Origin of the sequence: Burkholderia sp. RS01, from assembly GCF_039748055.1 — a bacterium.
Taxonomy (GTDB): Bacteria; Actinomycetota; Actinomycetes; order Actinomycetales; family Micrococcaceae; genus Arthrobacter.
Map to the genome: position 1 here is coordinate 235,432 of NZ_JBDLAK010000003.1, position 14,132 is coordinate 249,563.

Annotated in this window: 11 protein-coding genes and 2 tRNA genes; 2 read left to right on the top strand and 11 right to left on the bottom strand. The window is 66.2% G+C overall.

Annotation, left to right across the window (positions count from 1 at the left end; all coding sequences use genetic code 11):
• Nucleotides 1–218 precede the first annotated feature (218 nt).
• From ABFP37_RS04895 to bcp, 6 genes are all read right to left on the bottom strand, one after another.
• Nucleotides 219–3,437 carry an efflux RND transporter permease subunit gene (locus ABFP37_RS04895; RefSeq protein WP_347032886.1) on the bottom strand — a complete coding sequence of 1,073 codons (3,219 nt, stop codon included), beginning with the start codon at nt 3,435–3,437 and terminating at the stop codon, nt 219–221.
• A gap of 68 nt (nt 3,438–3,505) precedes the next feature.
• Nucleotides 3,506–5,011, bottom strand: coding sequence for a malate:quinone oxidoreductase (locus ABFP37_RS04900; RefSeq protein WP_347032887.1), 1,506 nt, complete (start codon nt 5,009–5,011; stop codon nt 3,506–3,508).
• Between the two features lie 79 nt (nt 5,012–5,090).
• Nucleotides 5,091–6,764 (bottom strand): ABC transporter substrate-binding protein, encoded by a 1,674-nt coding sequence (locus ABFP37_RS04905; protein WP_347032888.1) that lies wholly within the window; start codon nt 6,762–6,764, stop codon nt 5,091–5,093.
• Nucleotides 6,765–7,004: 240 nt separating this feature from the next.
• Nucleotides 7,005–7,676, bottom strand: coding sequence for a fasciclin domain-containing protein (locus ABFP37_RS04910; protein WP_078026649.1), 672 nt, complete (start codon nt 7,674–7,676; stop codon nt 7,005–7,007).
• 277 nt (nt 7,677–7,953) lie between these two features.
• A tRNA-Leu gene (locus tag ABFP37_RS04915) sits at nt 7,954–8,038 on the bottom strand.
• Between the two features lie 129 nt (nt 8,039–8,167).
• Nucleotides 8,168–8,638, bottom strand: a complete 471-nt coding sequence (bcp, locus tag ABFP37_RS04920; protein ID WP_347032889.1) for a thioredoxin-dependent thiol peroxidase — start codon at nt 8,636–8,638, stop codon at nt 8,168–8,170.
• Nucleotides 8,639–8,725: 87 nt separating this feature from the next.
• Between bcp and ABFP37_RS04925 the strand changes: the two genes are divergently transcribed.
• Nucleotides 8,726–9,217 carry a MarR family transcriptional regulator gene (locus ABFP37_RS04925; RefSeq protein WP_347032890.1) on the top strand — a complete coding sequence of 164 codons (492 nt, stop codon included), beginning with the start codon at nt 8,726–8,728 and terminating at the stop codon, nt 9,215–9,217.
• A 106-nt stretch (nt 9,218–9,323) separates the two neighbouring features.
• Complete coding sequence (locus ABFP37_RS04930) at nt 9,324–9,854, top strand: hypothetical protein (RefSeq protein ID WP_347032891.1); 531 nt, start codon at nt 9,324–9,326, stop codon at nt 9,852–9,854.
• Here the strand turns inward: ABFP37_RS04930 and ABFP37_RS04935 are convergent.
• The 5 genes from ABFP37_RS04935 to ABFP37_RS04955 all read right to left on the bottom strand — a co-directional run bounded on the left by ABFP37_RS04935 (nt 9,851) and on the right by ABFP37_RS04955 (nt 14,073).
• A complete protein-coding gene (locus ABFP37_RS04935) occupies nt 9,851–10,417 on the bottom strand; it encodes a phosphodiester glycosidase family protein (RefSeq protein WP_347032892.1) in 567 nt (188 codons plus the stop codon). The two genes, ABFP37_RS04930 and ABFP37_RS04935, sit on opposite strands and share 4 nt — an antisense overlap.
• A gap of 473 nt (nt 10,418–10,890) precedes the next feature.
• Nucleotides 10,891–11,226 carry a hypothetical protein gene (locus ABFP37_RS04940; RefSeq protein ID WP_078026645.1) on the bottom strand — a complete coding sequence of 112 codons (336 nt, stop codon included), beginning with the start codon at nt 11,224–11,226 and terminating at the stop codon, nt 10,891–10,893.
• 150 nt (nt 11,227–11,376) lie between these two features.
• Nucleotides 11,377–11,449 (bottom strand) — tRNA-Lys (locus ABFP37_RS04945).
• 117 nt (nt 11,450–11,566) lie between these two features.
• Nucleotides 11,567–12,835 (bottom strand): PQQ-dependent sugar dehydrogenase, encoded by a 1,269-nt coding sequence (locus tag ABFP37_RS04950; RefSeq protein ID WP_347032893.1) that lies wholly within the window; start codon nt 12,833–12,835, stop codon nt 11,567–11,569.
• A 98-nt stretch (nt 12,836–12,933) separates the two neighbouring features.
• Nucleotides 12,934–14,073: a hypothetical protein gene (locus ABFP37_RS04955; RefSeq protein WP_347032894.1), complete on the bottom strand. Its 1,140-nt coding sequence runs from the start codon at nt 14,071–14,073 to the stop codon at nt 12,934–12,936.
• Nucleotides 14,074–14,132: the final 59 nt, after the last annotated feature.

Genomic DNA, 14,132 nt, shown 5'->3' on the forward strand with positions numbered 1-14,132 from the left:
TGCAACAGCCGGAAGGCCGTGGAGTGGAGGGCCGTCGTCGTCCGTATTGCCCCCTGCCGGCACGCGGATACCGCGACTGGGCGTGATGAGCGAAACGACGTGTGCTGCTACCCAGTTGGGTGGGGGAGCAGGGGACGGGTGGGGGAGGAAGAGGTGGGGGAGGATGGGATGGGGGAGGTCGGGGAGGACGGGAGGGTCAGAGCGGGAGGCGCGGGGCCTTACTCGGGGGCGCCGGGTGCGGCGCGCCTGCCGGTGACCTTGGGGACCACGCCGGTGGTCCAGTCCACGAACTCGTCGTCGACGTCATCGGCCGGCGTCATGCCGGGACGTTCCTTCAGCTGCCGGAGCAGCGATTTCTTCTCCTTGCGCCCCTCCACCAGGCGGTACAGCACCGGGACCAGCACCAGGGTCAGAGCGGTGGAGGACACCAGGCCGCCGATCACCACGATGGCCAGCGGCTGGGAAATGAACCCGCCGCCGCCCGTCATGCCGAGGGCCATGGGCGTCAGGGCAAACACTGTCGCCAGCGCCGTCATGAGGATGGGCCGCAGGCGCTGCCGGGCCCCGTGGGTGATCGCATCGGCCACACTCATGCCGGGCCTGCCGCCGCGCGGCCTGCGGTACTGGTTGATCAGGTCGATGAGCACAATCGCGTTGGTCACCACAATGCCCACGAGCATCAGCATGCCGATCAGGGACGGCAGCCCCAGCGGCACCTTGGTGATGAGCAGCAGGGCAACGGCGCCCGTGGCCGCGAACGGCACCGAGACGAGGAGGATCAGCGGCTGGATCAGCGACTTGAACGCTGCCACCATGATCACGTAAACGATGGCGATGGCAGCGAGCAGCGCGAGCCCGAGCTGCCGGAAGGAGTCGGCCTGCTGGGTAGTGGCCCCGCCGATCTGCGCGGTGACGCCGGCCGGAAGCTCCACGGATTTGAGCCGGTTCTGCACCTCGGTGCTGACGGCGCCCAGGTTGGCGCCCGACGGCGTGACGGACACTTGCGCGGTCCGCTGGCCGTTGCTTGAGGTAATCGAGACGGGGACGTCCACCTGTTCGACGGCGGCGATCTTGCTCAGGGGCACGGGGCCGCGGGCTGTCGGCAGCGAAATGGCTCGGACCGCGGCGATGCTGGTGAAGCGGGTGCCTTCGCCGATGCGGACCGGAAAGTCGTCGGCGTCGATGCGCACGGTGCCCGCGGGAACAGGGCTGATGGTTGCGGCTAGCACGCCTGCCACCTGCTCTTCGTTCAGGCCTGCAGCCACCGCCTTGGCCCGGTCCACCTTGACCTGCACCACGGGCTGGCTCGCCGCGAGGTTGGTGGTGACCTCGGTGCTTCCGGGCACGCCCGTCATGGCCCGGACCATGGCGTCACTGGCCTTGCCGAGATCCGCCGTGGTGGCGGCCTTCAGTGTGATGTCCACCGTGGAGGAGGAGCCGAAGCCGCCCTGCTGGGCGCCCACGGAGATCTTGCCGGAACCGCTGACCTTGGCCAGTTCGGTGCGCACCGTTTCCTGGAGCTTCGCCTGGTTGGCCTTCTCCTCGGTGACCACGGTGAAGGAGGAGTTGGAGGACCCGGAGGAGGTCAGGGCCGTAAAGCCGGCCTGCGCGTTGCCCGACGTCACCTGGACGTCCCGGATGCCCTCGATGCCGAGCAGAACGGTTTCAAGCTTTTCCGCGGCGGCGCTGGTGTCCTCGAGGCTCGTTCCGGCAGGGAGTTCCTGCTTGACGGTCATGCTGTTTTCGCCGGACCGGCCGAGCAGGTCGGTGGCGAGCAGGGGCGTCATGGCCGCGGTTCCGCCCAGCACCAGGACAGCCGCAACCAACGTCACCACGGGGCGCTTCTGGGTCTTGGTGAGGACGGGCAGGTACCCGCGCTGGAGTAGGCTGCGCTGCTCCGCCTCATGCGCCTTGGCTTCTATGGCGCGGGGTGATTCGGGAGCAGTCCCGGCGGCGCCCGCATCCGTGGGTGACTTGAGGAACCAGTACGCCAGGACCGGAACAATGGTCAGGGCCACGAGCAGCGATGACAGCAGCGCAATGGTGACGGTCAGCGCGAAGGGCCGGAACAATTCACCGGCGAGGTCGCCCACGAAGGCAATGGGCAGGAAGACGGCCACGGTGGTGAGCGTCGAGGCGGTGATGGCGCCGGCCACTTCGCGGATGGACGTCAGGATGGCGGTGAGCTTGGGCTCGCCGTAGCTAAGGTGCCGCTTGATGTTTTCGATCACCACGATCGAGTCGTCCACCACCCTGCCGATCGCGATGGTGAGCGCGCCCAGCGTGAGGATGTTCAGCGAATACCCGGTGCCGGACAGGCCGATGAAGGTGATCAGCAGCGACAGCGGGATGGAGACGGCGGTGACCAGCGTGGAGCGGACCGACATCAGGAAGACGAGGATGACGGCGACGGCGAAGCCCAGCCCCAGCAGGCCCTCCGTGGTGAGATCCTTGATGGATTTCTCGATGAACGGCGCCTGGTCGAAGACCGGCGTGAACTTTGCGTTCGAGCCGAGCTCGGCCTCAAGCTGCGCCAGCGAGCCCTTGACGGCGTGGGAGATGGCCACGGTGTCGCCCTCGGGCTTCTTTGTGACGGACACGGCCAGGGTCTCCTTGCCGTTGGTCCGCGTGATGGACGTCCGGGCATCGTCCTTGATGCTGACGTCGGCGACCGAGCCGATCGTTGCGCCGCCCTTCGCTCCGCTGAGGGGCAGGGCCTTGACGGCGGCCGTCGAGTCCACCGGGCTGCCGACCTGCAGCGACAGGCTCTGGCCCTTGTCCTCAATCGTGCCGGCGGGCACCAGGTCGCCGTTATTGGTCAGGGCGTTCCGGATCGACTGGATCGTCGCCCCGCTGGCTGCCATTTTGGCCGGGTTCGGCAGGATCGCGATGTGCCGGCTGGCGCCGCCGGTCACATCGGCGCCGCGGACGCCGTCGAGCTTTTGCAGCCGGGGCACCGTCAGCCGCTGGAGGTCGGTGTTCAGCTCGCTGAGCGGCTTGTCAGAGGAAACGGCGAGGAAAACAATCGGAAAGTCGCTGATGCTGCCCGCGATGGCCTGCGGCTGGACGTCATCCGGAAGGGTCCGCTTGGCGTTGGAAATCGCGCGGTCGATCTGGTTCCGGGCGCGGTCCAGGTTGGACCCGTAGGTGAACACCATGCTGATCTGGGACACGCCGTTGCGCGAGGTGGACGACGTCGATTCCAGGCCCTCGACGCCGTTCAAGGCCGTTTCCAGCGGGCGGCTCACCTGCTTGTCCACCACCTCGGGGGAGGCGCCCGGCATGGACGTGATGACGGTGATCCGCGGGAACTCCACGGACGGGATGAGCTCCTGCTTGAGTGAGGACATGGTGATCACGCCGAACACCGAGGCAAAGATGGTGATCAGCGCGATCAGCGCACGGTTCCCGAGGGAAAGACTGGCCAGCCGGAACATCGCGTGGTCTCCTGGTGGGTCGACGGACTATTGCCTGTGGTGGAGCCTGCCGCAACCCGGACAGGGTGTTAGCGATTGACGGCCGGCGAAGCTTCCAGCTGGAGGGCCTTGGCCGTTGCCTTTTCAAGCTCCGAGGCCAGCTCAGGGTTGTCATTGAGCTTGACGCCGTAGCCGGGCATCATTTCCTTGAGCTTGGACTGCCAGCCCTTGAAGTTCTTGGGGAAGGACTTCTGCAGCACCTCGATCATGATAGGCACTGCGGTGGAAGCGCCCGGCGACGCGCCGAGGAGGGCGCCGATGGAGCCGTCGCGGGCGGCGATCACCTCGGTGCCGAACTGCAGGACACCGCCCTTCTTCGGATCCTTCTTGATGATCTGCACACGCTGTCCCGCGGTGATAAGTTCCCAGTCGCCGTCCTTGGCTTCGGGGTAGTACTCGCGGAGTGCCTCAACCTTGTCCCGGTGGCGCTTGGCCACTTCCTTGACCAGGTACGCGGTGAGGTCCATGTTGTCCTTGGCCACGGCCAGCATCGGAATGATGTTGCCGGGGCGGATGGACAGCGGGAGGTCGAGGTAGCTGCTGGTCTTCAGGAAGTTCGTGGAGAACCCGGCGTACGGGCCGAACAGGAGCGAGCGCTTGCCGCCGACGTAGCGGGTGTCCAGGTGGGGAACGGACATGGGGGGCGCGCCGACCGACGCCTGGCCGTAGACCTTGGCGTTGTGCTGGGAAGCGAGGGCCGGGTCCGTGCAGCGGAAGAACTGGCCCGAGACGGGGAACCCGCCGTAGCCCTTGCTCTCCGGAATTCCGGACGCCTGCAGCAGGCGGAGTGCGCCGCCGCCGGCCCCGACGAACACGAATTTGGCGCGGATGCTGCCGCGTTCCCCGGACGCCGGGTGCTTGAGCGAAAGGTCCCAGCCGCCGTCGGAGGCCCGCTTGACGTCGGTGACGTCATGGCCGTAGTTGATCTCGACGCCGTTGTTGCCAAGGTACGTGGTCAGCTCACGGGTCAGCGCCCCGAAGTCGACGTCGGTGCCCTCCGCGGCGCGCGTCGCGGCGATGCGCTCCTTGGGGTCGCGGCCCTTGACGATGAGCGGAGCCCACTTGCCGATCTGGGCGAAGTCCTCGGAGTATTCCATGCTGTGGAACAGTGGGTGCTGCTTGAGCGCGTCAAAACGCGTCTTGAGGAAGTTGGAGTTGTCCTGCCCGATGACGAAACTCATGTGCGGGACGGTGTTGATGAAGCCCTTGGGCGACCCGATCAGGGAGTTGGTCACCAGGTGGGACCAGAACTGGCGGGACAGCTGGAACTGCTCGTTGATGTGCAGGGCCTTGGAGGGGTCCACCGAGCCGTCTTTGGCTGCGGGGGAGTAATTAAGCTCACACAGTGCGGCATGCCCGGTGCCGGCGTTGTTCCACGGTCCGGAGCTTTCGAGGCCGGCCTCGTCAAGGCGCTCAAAGAGGGAAACAGTCCAGTTGGGTTCGAGCTGCTTGATGAACGCACCCAGCGTGGCGCTCATGATGCCGCCGCCAATCAGGACGACGTCGGCATGTTGGGTCTTGGAAATGAAGGTCACAATCAGTCTCCGATAGCAGCGGCTCTGGCTGTCACAGAATATCCCTGCACCGCCCACTAACTGAAATTGGTCCCGCCCGTCAAGGCCTTAGCTGGACCTTAGTGAAAACTTCATTTAATACCGGCGAGGCGGGATAGCTGAGGACGCGGTCGGAGAGTGCCAGCGCCGAAATGGGGAACGCGATGGGGACGGCCGGAACCGTCGCTGCGATCTGGGCATTGATGGTCTGGTACTGCTCGGTGCGGTCCTTGCCGTCGGGCAGGCCGCGGGCCCGGTCGATCTTGGAGAAGACCTGGGCGTCCTGGTATCCGAACTCGCCGTTCTTCTCGCCGAACAGCGGCGTCAGGAAGTTGTCCGCGTCCGCGTAGGAGCCGTTCCAGCCCAGCAGGTGGAAGGCGTGGTCGCCGGGGGACTGGACCTTCTGCAGGTAGCCGTCCGACCAGTCGACGGGAACCGGCCTGATATTAAAGCCCACGGCCGTGAGCTGCCGGCTGATCTCGGCAAAGACCTTCTCGGGTGTGGGCAGATACGGCCGGGTCACGTTCATGGGGTAGTAGAACTTGAGCGGCGCGCCCTTGTAGCCTGCCTCCGCCAGCAGGTCCTTGGCCTTGTCGGGGTCGTGGCCCAGTGCCGGCGCGTTGTTGTTGAACCCGCTCAGCTTCGGCGGCACGAACTGCGAGGCCTGGGTTGTGTTGTCGATGAAGAAGCGCCGGATGAGGGTGTCTTTGTCGATGGCCAGCTCGACTGCCTGCCTGACCTTCAGGTCCGCCAGGACGGGAACCGCCTGGTTCATGCCCAGGTACATCACCGAGAAGGGGTCGCGCTGGATGATCTGTTTTCCGCGCTTGACGAGCTGGTCGAAGTTGCCCACGGTCACTGCGTCGTAGCCGTCGATCTTGCCGTCGATCAGGGCCTGGAGGCGGGTCTGCGGGTGGTCGTAGGTAATGAAGTGGATGGTGCCGATCTGCCCGCGGTCGCCCCAGTAGTCCTTGTTGGTGACGAGGGTGACGCTGGTGCTGTCCCAGGCGGAGAAGCGGAACGGTCCGGTGCCCACGGGGTGGGTGGCGTAGGCGGAAAGGACCTGGCTGCCCCGGCGGAGGTTCAGGACGTCGGCCCGTCCGGTTGCCAGTGCCTTGGGGGAGGAGATGGCGAACGCGGGCAGGGTCAGGGCCTGCAGGAATCCCGTGAAGCGCTCGGTGAGGTCGATCCGCACCAGCCGGGGCGACAACGCCGTGCAGGCCCTGAAGACGGAGAGGCTGGCTTGATCGGAGTGTTCCTTGAAGACGCCCTTGAAGGTGGTTCCCGCAGCCTGCTTCCGGATGGCTTCGGAGAAGTGGAACCAGCGCTCAAAGTTGGTGCAGACGGCCTGGGCGTTGAACGGGGAACCGTCGTGGAACGTGATGCCGGGGCGCAGCGTAAAGGTATAGGAGCGTCCGTCCGCGGACTCTGTCCATTCGGTGGCGAGCAGCGGCGTGGGTTCGCCCGTGGTCTGGTCGACGCCGACGAGTCCCTCAAGGACCTGGCGGGTAACCCGCTGGGACTCAACGTCGTTCGCCAGGGCCGGGTCCAGGCCCAGGGGCTGGGAAGCCGTACCGAACGCGAAAGTCGCCGACGGGCCGGTGGGCGTGGGGGTGGTGCTGACTGCGGCGGAGGAGGGCGCCGGGTCCGGCTCGCCGGTGCAGGAAGTGAGCGTTAAGCCCAGAAGGACGGCACCGGTTTTGATGGCCGTACGGCGCGACATACTGCTGGGCACTGGATTTATCACCTCTGGGCTGCTGGACTGCTGGGCTGCGCGTGGGCGGCTGCGGTCTGCTGGCCCCGACCCTCATTCTAGTTGACGGGCAGGCTCCTCCTGACGGACCGTGGCGTCCGGACGCGCCGGCCCGGGCGGACATGACAAAGCCGTGGCCCGCACCTAAGCCGGTGCGGGCCACGGCTTTCCCTGTGCCGGATGGAATCCCAGTTCTTCCCCGGACGGGAGTCTCAGCAGGGACTACTTGGGCATCAGCACCGAGTCGACCAGGTAAACAGTGGCGTTGGCCGTCTTGACGCCGCCGCAGATCACGTTGGCGCCGTCAACCTTGAGGGCATCCTTGCTGCCGGTCACGGTCACGGAACCGCCCTGGACCGTCTTGTGGGTGCCGACGATCTTGTCGGGGGTGATCTGGCCCGGGACAACGTGGTAGGTGAGGATCTTGCTCAGCAGGGCGTCATCCTTCTTGAGCGTTTCGATCGTGGCGGCGTCGATCTTGGCGAAGGCGTCGTCCACCGGTGCGAAGACGGTGAACTCGCTGCCGTTCAGCGTGTCCACGAGGTCAACCTTCGGGTTGAGCTTGCCCGAAACAGCGGCGGTGAGCGTCTTCAGGAGCGGGTTGTTGGAGGCGGCCACTGCCACCGGGTCCAGGGCCATGCCCGAGACCGAACCTGCACCGCTGGGTACCTTCTGCGCGTATCCGGCGCAGCCGGGGCCTACGAGGTTGGCCGCGGGATCCATGGCTGCCGCGGAGGTTTCCGACGGCGACGGCGCCATGCTGGAGGCGGACGGCTCAGCTGCAGCAGAGGAGCTGGTCGCCGTCGTGGCCGAACCGCCGCACGCGGTCAGGCTGAGCAGTGCTGCGGCTGCAACACCTGCAACGGTGAAAGTTGTGCGCTTGAAAGACTGCATTTCGATTCTCCTTGGTTGTGCCGATCATTGCCTGCGGAGAACGTTTCCGTCCCCGTCCATTGGCCCTATTCCGACTGCGGGCACCGACCCTTGGTTGGTGTCTCAATGGGTATTCGGCCACTGGGCGGCAGTGGATGGGTGACCCGGAAAAACTTTTTTGTGCGGCCCTGTTTCAGTTCCGCCGCGCGGGAGGAACCGCTGCTTAAACGCCGGAATCCCGGGCCTGGTGGCCCGGGATTCCGTGCTGTGCAGTATTCGTCTGCACTGCCGTATTGCCTGGTGCGCAAGGGGGGACTTGAACCCCCACGCCCGAAGGCACAGGAACCTAAATCCTGCGTGTCTGCCAATTTCACCACTCGCGCGCGGCTCCGCCCGGCGCCTTCTGCCCTCTTGTAACGGGCAAAAAACGTACGACGGCGGATGCCAGCCTCCATTGTACCGTTAGCCGACCGGGCCTTCAGCAGGCTTCGCCGGCGGGTTCAGGAGCCGGCTTATGCCAGCTTGAGGTCCTTGCGCAGCTTCGCAACATGGCCCGTAGCCCGGACGTTGTACTGGGCCACGGCCACCTTGCCGTCCGGATCCACCACAACGGTCGAACGGATGAGGCCGTCGTAGGTGCGCCCGTAGTTCTTCTTCTCGCCCCACGCAGCGTAGGCCTCGGCCACTGCATGGCTTTCGTCGGACAGGAGGGGGAAGGTGAGACCTTCGGATTCAGCAAATGACGCCAGCTTGCTGACGGGGTCGGGCGAGATTCCCAGGACGTCGTAGCCCGCGGACTGCAGCGATGCGAGGCTGTCCCGGAAGTCGCACGCCTGCTTGGTGCATCCGGGTGTGGCGGCGGCCGGATAGAAGTAAATGATGGTGTTCCGGCCCCGGTAGTCGCTGAGGCTGACGTCGGCTCCGGCCGAGTCCTTCAGGGTAAAGGCGGGTGCGGCGTCGCCCGCGTTAAGTCTTTCAGCCAAAGTATTCTCCTTGTTTGCGTGCGGGACATTTAAGCTTAGTAAGGCATGTGGGCGGGCACTAATCCACACTTGGCTATACTTGTTTCTATGCCTGATATGGATCGCTGGCCCACCGGGCGCCTCTTGTCCACAGCGGCACGTCTCGTCGAGCACTCCTGGAACGAAAAATTGGGTGCAATCGGCCTCACCCACGCCGGTGTGATTGCCATCGAGGTTCTCTACAACAACGGTCCCATGACGCAGGCCCAGCTGGCCCAGCTGGTGCGCGTTCAGGCCCAGACCATGGGCAAAACGCTCAGCCGGCTCGAAGCACACGGACACATCGTGCGCCAGCGCAGCACCTCTGACCGCCGCAGCCACGTCGTTTCACTGACTGATCGGGGCACCGAGGCAGTGGCCGCCGCAGCCGACATGGAGCGGTCCGTGCTTGCCGCAGCGTCCATCGATCCGGACGTCCTCCGGCAGGAACTTCAGGCCGTGGTCCGGGAACTCGCCACCCGGTTCGCGTCCCCCGCGACCACCGCCATCGTGGCGAGCGGCGACTCCGGGCTCCCGGTCGAGGCCCGCTCCTTCGACTGAACCGCTTCGGCCGCCTCCCCCTTGCCCAGTTGCCCCGGTTGACGCCACGTCAGGGGAGGGCGAGACTGACCACATATCGTGAGTCCTGGAGATGGGCGGACAAGTCATGCCTGAAGACCAAACTGCCGGCAGCGGCCCCAACTCCGGACGACGCCCGAACCGGAACCCCCTCGTACGCCGTGTCATCCTCCCTGATTTCATCGTGGTGTCGCTCGCGCCGATCGCAGAGAACGTGACCTACAAGCTCGCCACCCAAGGCAGGCAAACGTGGCTCTTCCAGGATCTGGGCTACATGCTCGGCGCGGGCCTGCTCATCCTGATCACCTTCTATGGCATCTGGATCCACCAGCGGGACGACCGGAAGCTTCCGCCGGCCGAGGCGATGCGCGACGCCATTACTGCGACTGTTGTTCTCCTCTACCTGGTGCTGGTTTCGTGGGCCACCTTCTTCGCGCCGGGACCCACCCGGGATCTCCTCCCGGACCAGCTTCTTGCCTCGCTGACGACGGTCACCGGCGTCGTCATCGCGTTTTACTTCATCTCCACCGCTGCGGCCGGCAAATGGTCGCCGAAGCCGCCCTGGGCCGGAGAGCCTGCCGGTCACGAGCGGACCGCAACGGAAAACGAACAGCGCTAGTCCCTCCGGCGGGGAAGTACCAGAAGGGCATCGCCGACCGGCCGTTGGCCGGCCGCGTCGGAGGGCGAGTTGACCACCTGGCCGTTGACCACCATGGTGGTGGAGCCGCCGCCGTCGAGATTGATGGCGTCCACCATTCCGAGGGACCGGGCCACATCCGCTGATTCCTTGATGCTGAGCCCGAGCGCTGTGGTCTGGCGTCCGTCGGCGGTGACCAGCAGGGGGCGCCCCTGGGTATCGACGCCGGCAATGGTCCGGAGGTTGCGTTTGTGGACCCAGCCGTAATAGAAGCTGTTGCTCTCGCCTTGGTGGACCATGCCATCCCGTTTTGCGGTGATGTTCTCGACGCCGTTGGTCATCAGGACGGGACCTCCGTTGACAACGTCCGTCGAGGAGCCGGCCTTCAGCGCCTTGCCGTCCTCGTTGACGAGTTCTGCATCGAGGTCCAGTCGTGCGCCGACCGTGGGGAGGGAACCGATCCCGATGAGATCGTCGCCTTTACCCACGACTTCGGGCCCTCCACTCCGTCCGGCCCCGGCATGGAGGCCGTGCTGGATGAACACGGCACCGTCCAGCGGTCAACTCCTCCCGCGGCATCCCGGTAGCCTGCCGCTTTGATCTGCGCGACTGCTGGTGCGGCATCGGCCTTCGACGCGAACTGTCCGGCTCGAACCCTGAAACCCAGGTCACCGCCGGAGTCTGCCAGCTGAGGGGACTGAACGTGTTCAACGCGCGCCGGGATGCCGACGGCCTGGAGTTTGCCGGCCGAGGGTCAGGGCTGCGATGGCAGCCCTGCTGAGGCGCTTGTTGGGGATTTTCATGCTGTGACCCTAGCCGCGCACGTTCCCGTCGGACGGGCCCAAACGCCGGTGTTCGGGATGTCTTGGCGGACTGTTCATGGGGCGTTTGCCAGCCAACAAGTTGAGCCTCGTCCGGTACTACCGGACGAGGCTCATCAACGTCGGGATCCACGGCTTCGGAGATCCTATCCGTGGCCGCAGTCTCAGGCTGCAGTTGCAGCCCGCACGTGCAGCCCTTAGCTGCAGAACTTGGTGTAGGTGCTGCCGGCCTGCTCGTAGTCTGCCTTCAGGGCGGTCAGCTTTCCGGCGTCCGGGCTCTCCTTGACGGACTCGTCCGTGTAATCCAGGATCGCCTGCAGCGCCGGCTTCAGGTCATCCGAGGCCACGGCATGGATGGGCCGGATCTGGTTTGCAAGTCGCGTCATTCCTGTCTTGCCCAGACTGTTCGTGGGGTTCGACACCACGATCTTGATCCGGTCGCAGGTTTCCGCGGTGGTCAGCTGGGGTGATGCGCAGGCCGAAGCGGAGAGGAGCAGGCCGGCGGTGAGCAGGGCGGTGGTGAGTTTCTTCATTGGTTCCCTCAGTAGTTGATGACGTTCGATTGTAAGCAGACGCTCCCGCATCGGCCGTGCGCATCGGGTCTGGCACATCACGATATTCGAGGGCAAAACGAAACCCCGCCTTCACGGCTTGTGGCCTATGAAGACGGGGTTTCTCACCTGTGCACCCCCCGGGACTTGAACCCGGAACCCATTGATTAAGAGTCAATTGCTCTGCCAATTGAGCTAGAGGTGCATCTGCTGTTTCGTTCAATCGTGGGCTTTTCTTTCCCTCGTTGATCTCCGCAACGACATGAAACTCTACACGAACTTTTGGCCAGTGTGAAATCGGGCCGGCGGGAGGTCCCGCACGTCAGTTCGGAAGGCCCAAAATCAGCACGAAATCAGGGTTTTCATTGTTGCTCAGAGCCCACAATTCCCCGCTCGGGGCGAGTGAAACGCTTCGGATACGGCCGTACTGCCGTGTGAAATAGCCCACAGGGGCGCCGGCGTTTTCACCTTGGAGCGGAACGGCCCAGATTCGCTGGCCCCGGAGCGCGCCCAGATAGGCCGTGCCGCCCACGATCTCCAGTCCGCTGGGGGATGACTCGGCCGTGGACGGCCAGACAACCTTTGCGTCGATGAATCCCTCCCGGTGCGGTGCGCCGGTAACCTCCGGCCAGCCGTAGTTACCTCCGGCCTGGATCAGGTTGAGTTCATCATTGACGTCGGGACCGAACTCGCTGGCCCACAGCCTGCCCCCGCTGTCCCATGCCAGCCCCTGCACATTCCGGTGCCCCAGGCTGTACACGGGATTTCCGGGGAGCGGGTTTCCCGGCGCGGCCTCGCCGTCCCGGGTAAGGCGCAGGATTTTCCCGCCCAGCGCATTCCGGTCCTGGGGCTGTTCCCGCCGCTGGGAGTCGCCGGTCCCCACATAGAGGAAACCATCAGGGCCAAAGCGGAGCCTGCCGCCGTTATGTGTTGTGGCCTTCGGAATCCCGGAGAAGATGACGTCGGGGGCACCCAGCCTGAGCCCGGGGTCCGCCCCCGTCCCCGCTTCGTCGAGCCGCACCCGGGCAATCCGGTTGTCACCGGCCGCGGTGAAGTAGAAGTACAGGAGCCGGTCTGACGCGAAGTCCGGCGACAAAGCGAGGCCCAACAAGCCGCCCTCGCCGCCGGGAACTACGTCCGGGACCTTGCCGACGGTGCGGATTTCGCCGCCTTTCACGGACTTGAGCAAGGCGGAGTCCCGTTCCGATATCACGGCGGTCCCGTCGGGCAGGAACACCATTGACCAGGGCAGTTGCAGGCCGTCAATCCTGCTCCGGACCACCGGTGCCACCGGTGCCGCCGGTGCGCTGGAGGTGGCCGCGCCGGGGCTGGCTGATGCGCTCCCGCCCGGGCCGGTCCCGCTGCCCGGGGTGGTTGAAGCCGGCGCGCCGGGGTTGCTGGCTGTCGGTGCTCCGCCGCCGTCACCCGTGCAGCCCGCCAGCAGGAGCGCCGATGCCACTGCCAACGCTGTGGCGGCGGCTCGCCTGGACGGAGCCGGGCGCCGGACGACGGGCGCCCGGCCGCCCGGCGCGGCGGCACTCCGGGCGCCGCCCCGGCCGCCTTCGGTCCTTCTCGCTCCTGCCGCTGTCACTCTTACTCCGCCGTGTTGGTGGTGACCGTCGTCGCTGTCCGTCTGGCCACCACGGCACCTCCGTCAGTCGTTAGCCGCGCTAAGTCAGCGCCGCGTCGTTAGCGCCGCGACCGGCGCGGTGCCCGGAAGCCGGCAGCTTCGGCATGTGCCGCAGTCAGGAACCACACTTCCGCCCTGGCATCCTCATAACCGGAACTGTCTTCGTCGTAGTAAGTCATCGAGCCGACGTCGCCCTTGACGACGTAGCCCTCCGGAACGCTGCCGTCCGCCGATGGTGCGGCCGATCCTTCGCCGTAGGGCCGGCCCGGTTCCCCGCCCGGGACCCGCTCCGTGCCGAGGGCCGGCTCCTGATCCAGGCCCGGGGCGCCGCCTGTATCCTCGGCCGCGTGGCCGGACGGCTCGGCCGCATGGCTCGCTGCGGCCTCCGTGGCGGCGGAAGAAGCCATCCGCTGCTGGGTTTCCGCCTCCGCGTCGAACGCCTCGGCCGCAGCCGATTCGGCCCCCGGCAGCGTGGGGGAGTGCGGTTCCGTGTACTCGGCGTGGTGCACCGGCGAGGCGGGCCGGGCGGCCGTGCTGGATTCGGCCGCTGCCGCTGTCGTCCCGCTGGTTGGCCGCGTCGTTGCCGCCGCAGAGCCGCCGGCTCCCGTCGCCGCGTCCGGTGCGCTCCCGGCGTCGGACCACTGGGCATCCCATTCGGCTTTGTCCTCGTCATCATCCCAATCATCGACGTCGCCGCCGGGGGAGTGGCCGGCAGCCGGGGACGGGCTGTCCCATGCGTCAGCTGCCGCAGCGGCGGGTGCCTGTCCTGCCGTAGCAGAACCGGACGCACCGGCGTCCGGTTCGTCTGCCGAGGGGCGCGGAGTGGCGGCGTCCCACGATTCGATGTCCGGCTCAAGGTCCTCAGGCTCGGTCTGGGATGCCACGGGGGAACCCTGCCGTGCCGGTGCTTCGGCCGCTGCGGTGCCGGCGTCCGGCTCAGTCGCGCGGCCGGAGCCGGCGGCTATGCCGGTGGTGGCCGCGGCAGCCGACGCTGCGGCGGCGGACTCGGCGGCACCGCCGGGCTGCGGGCGTACGGAAGCCGTCACGTCAGCCTGGGTGCCGGTGGAAGCCGGGGAAGTCACCTGGTCAGTGCGGGCCGAATCCTGGGCTGCCGCCGTCTTGCCCGAATTGCGGTTCAGCAGCCACCAGACGACGGCGATGATCAATACGATGATGATGACCCAGATGATCCACTCCATAGCAAAGCCCTTCTGTCCACGAGGCGAGGTTGCCGTTGCTTGACGGTACGTCGCTGTCA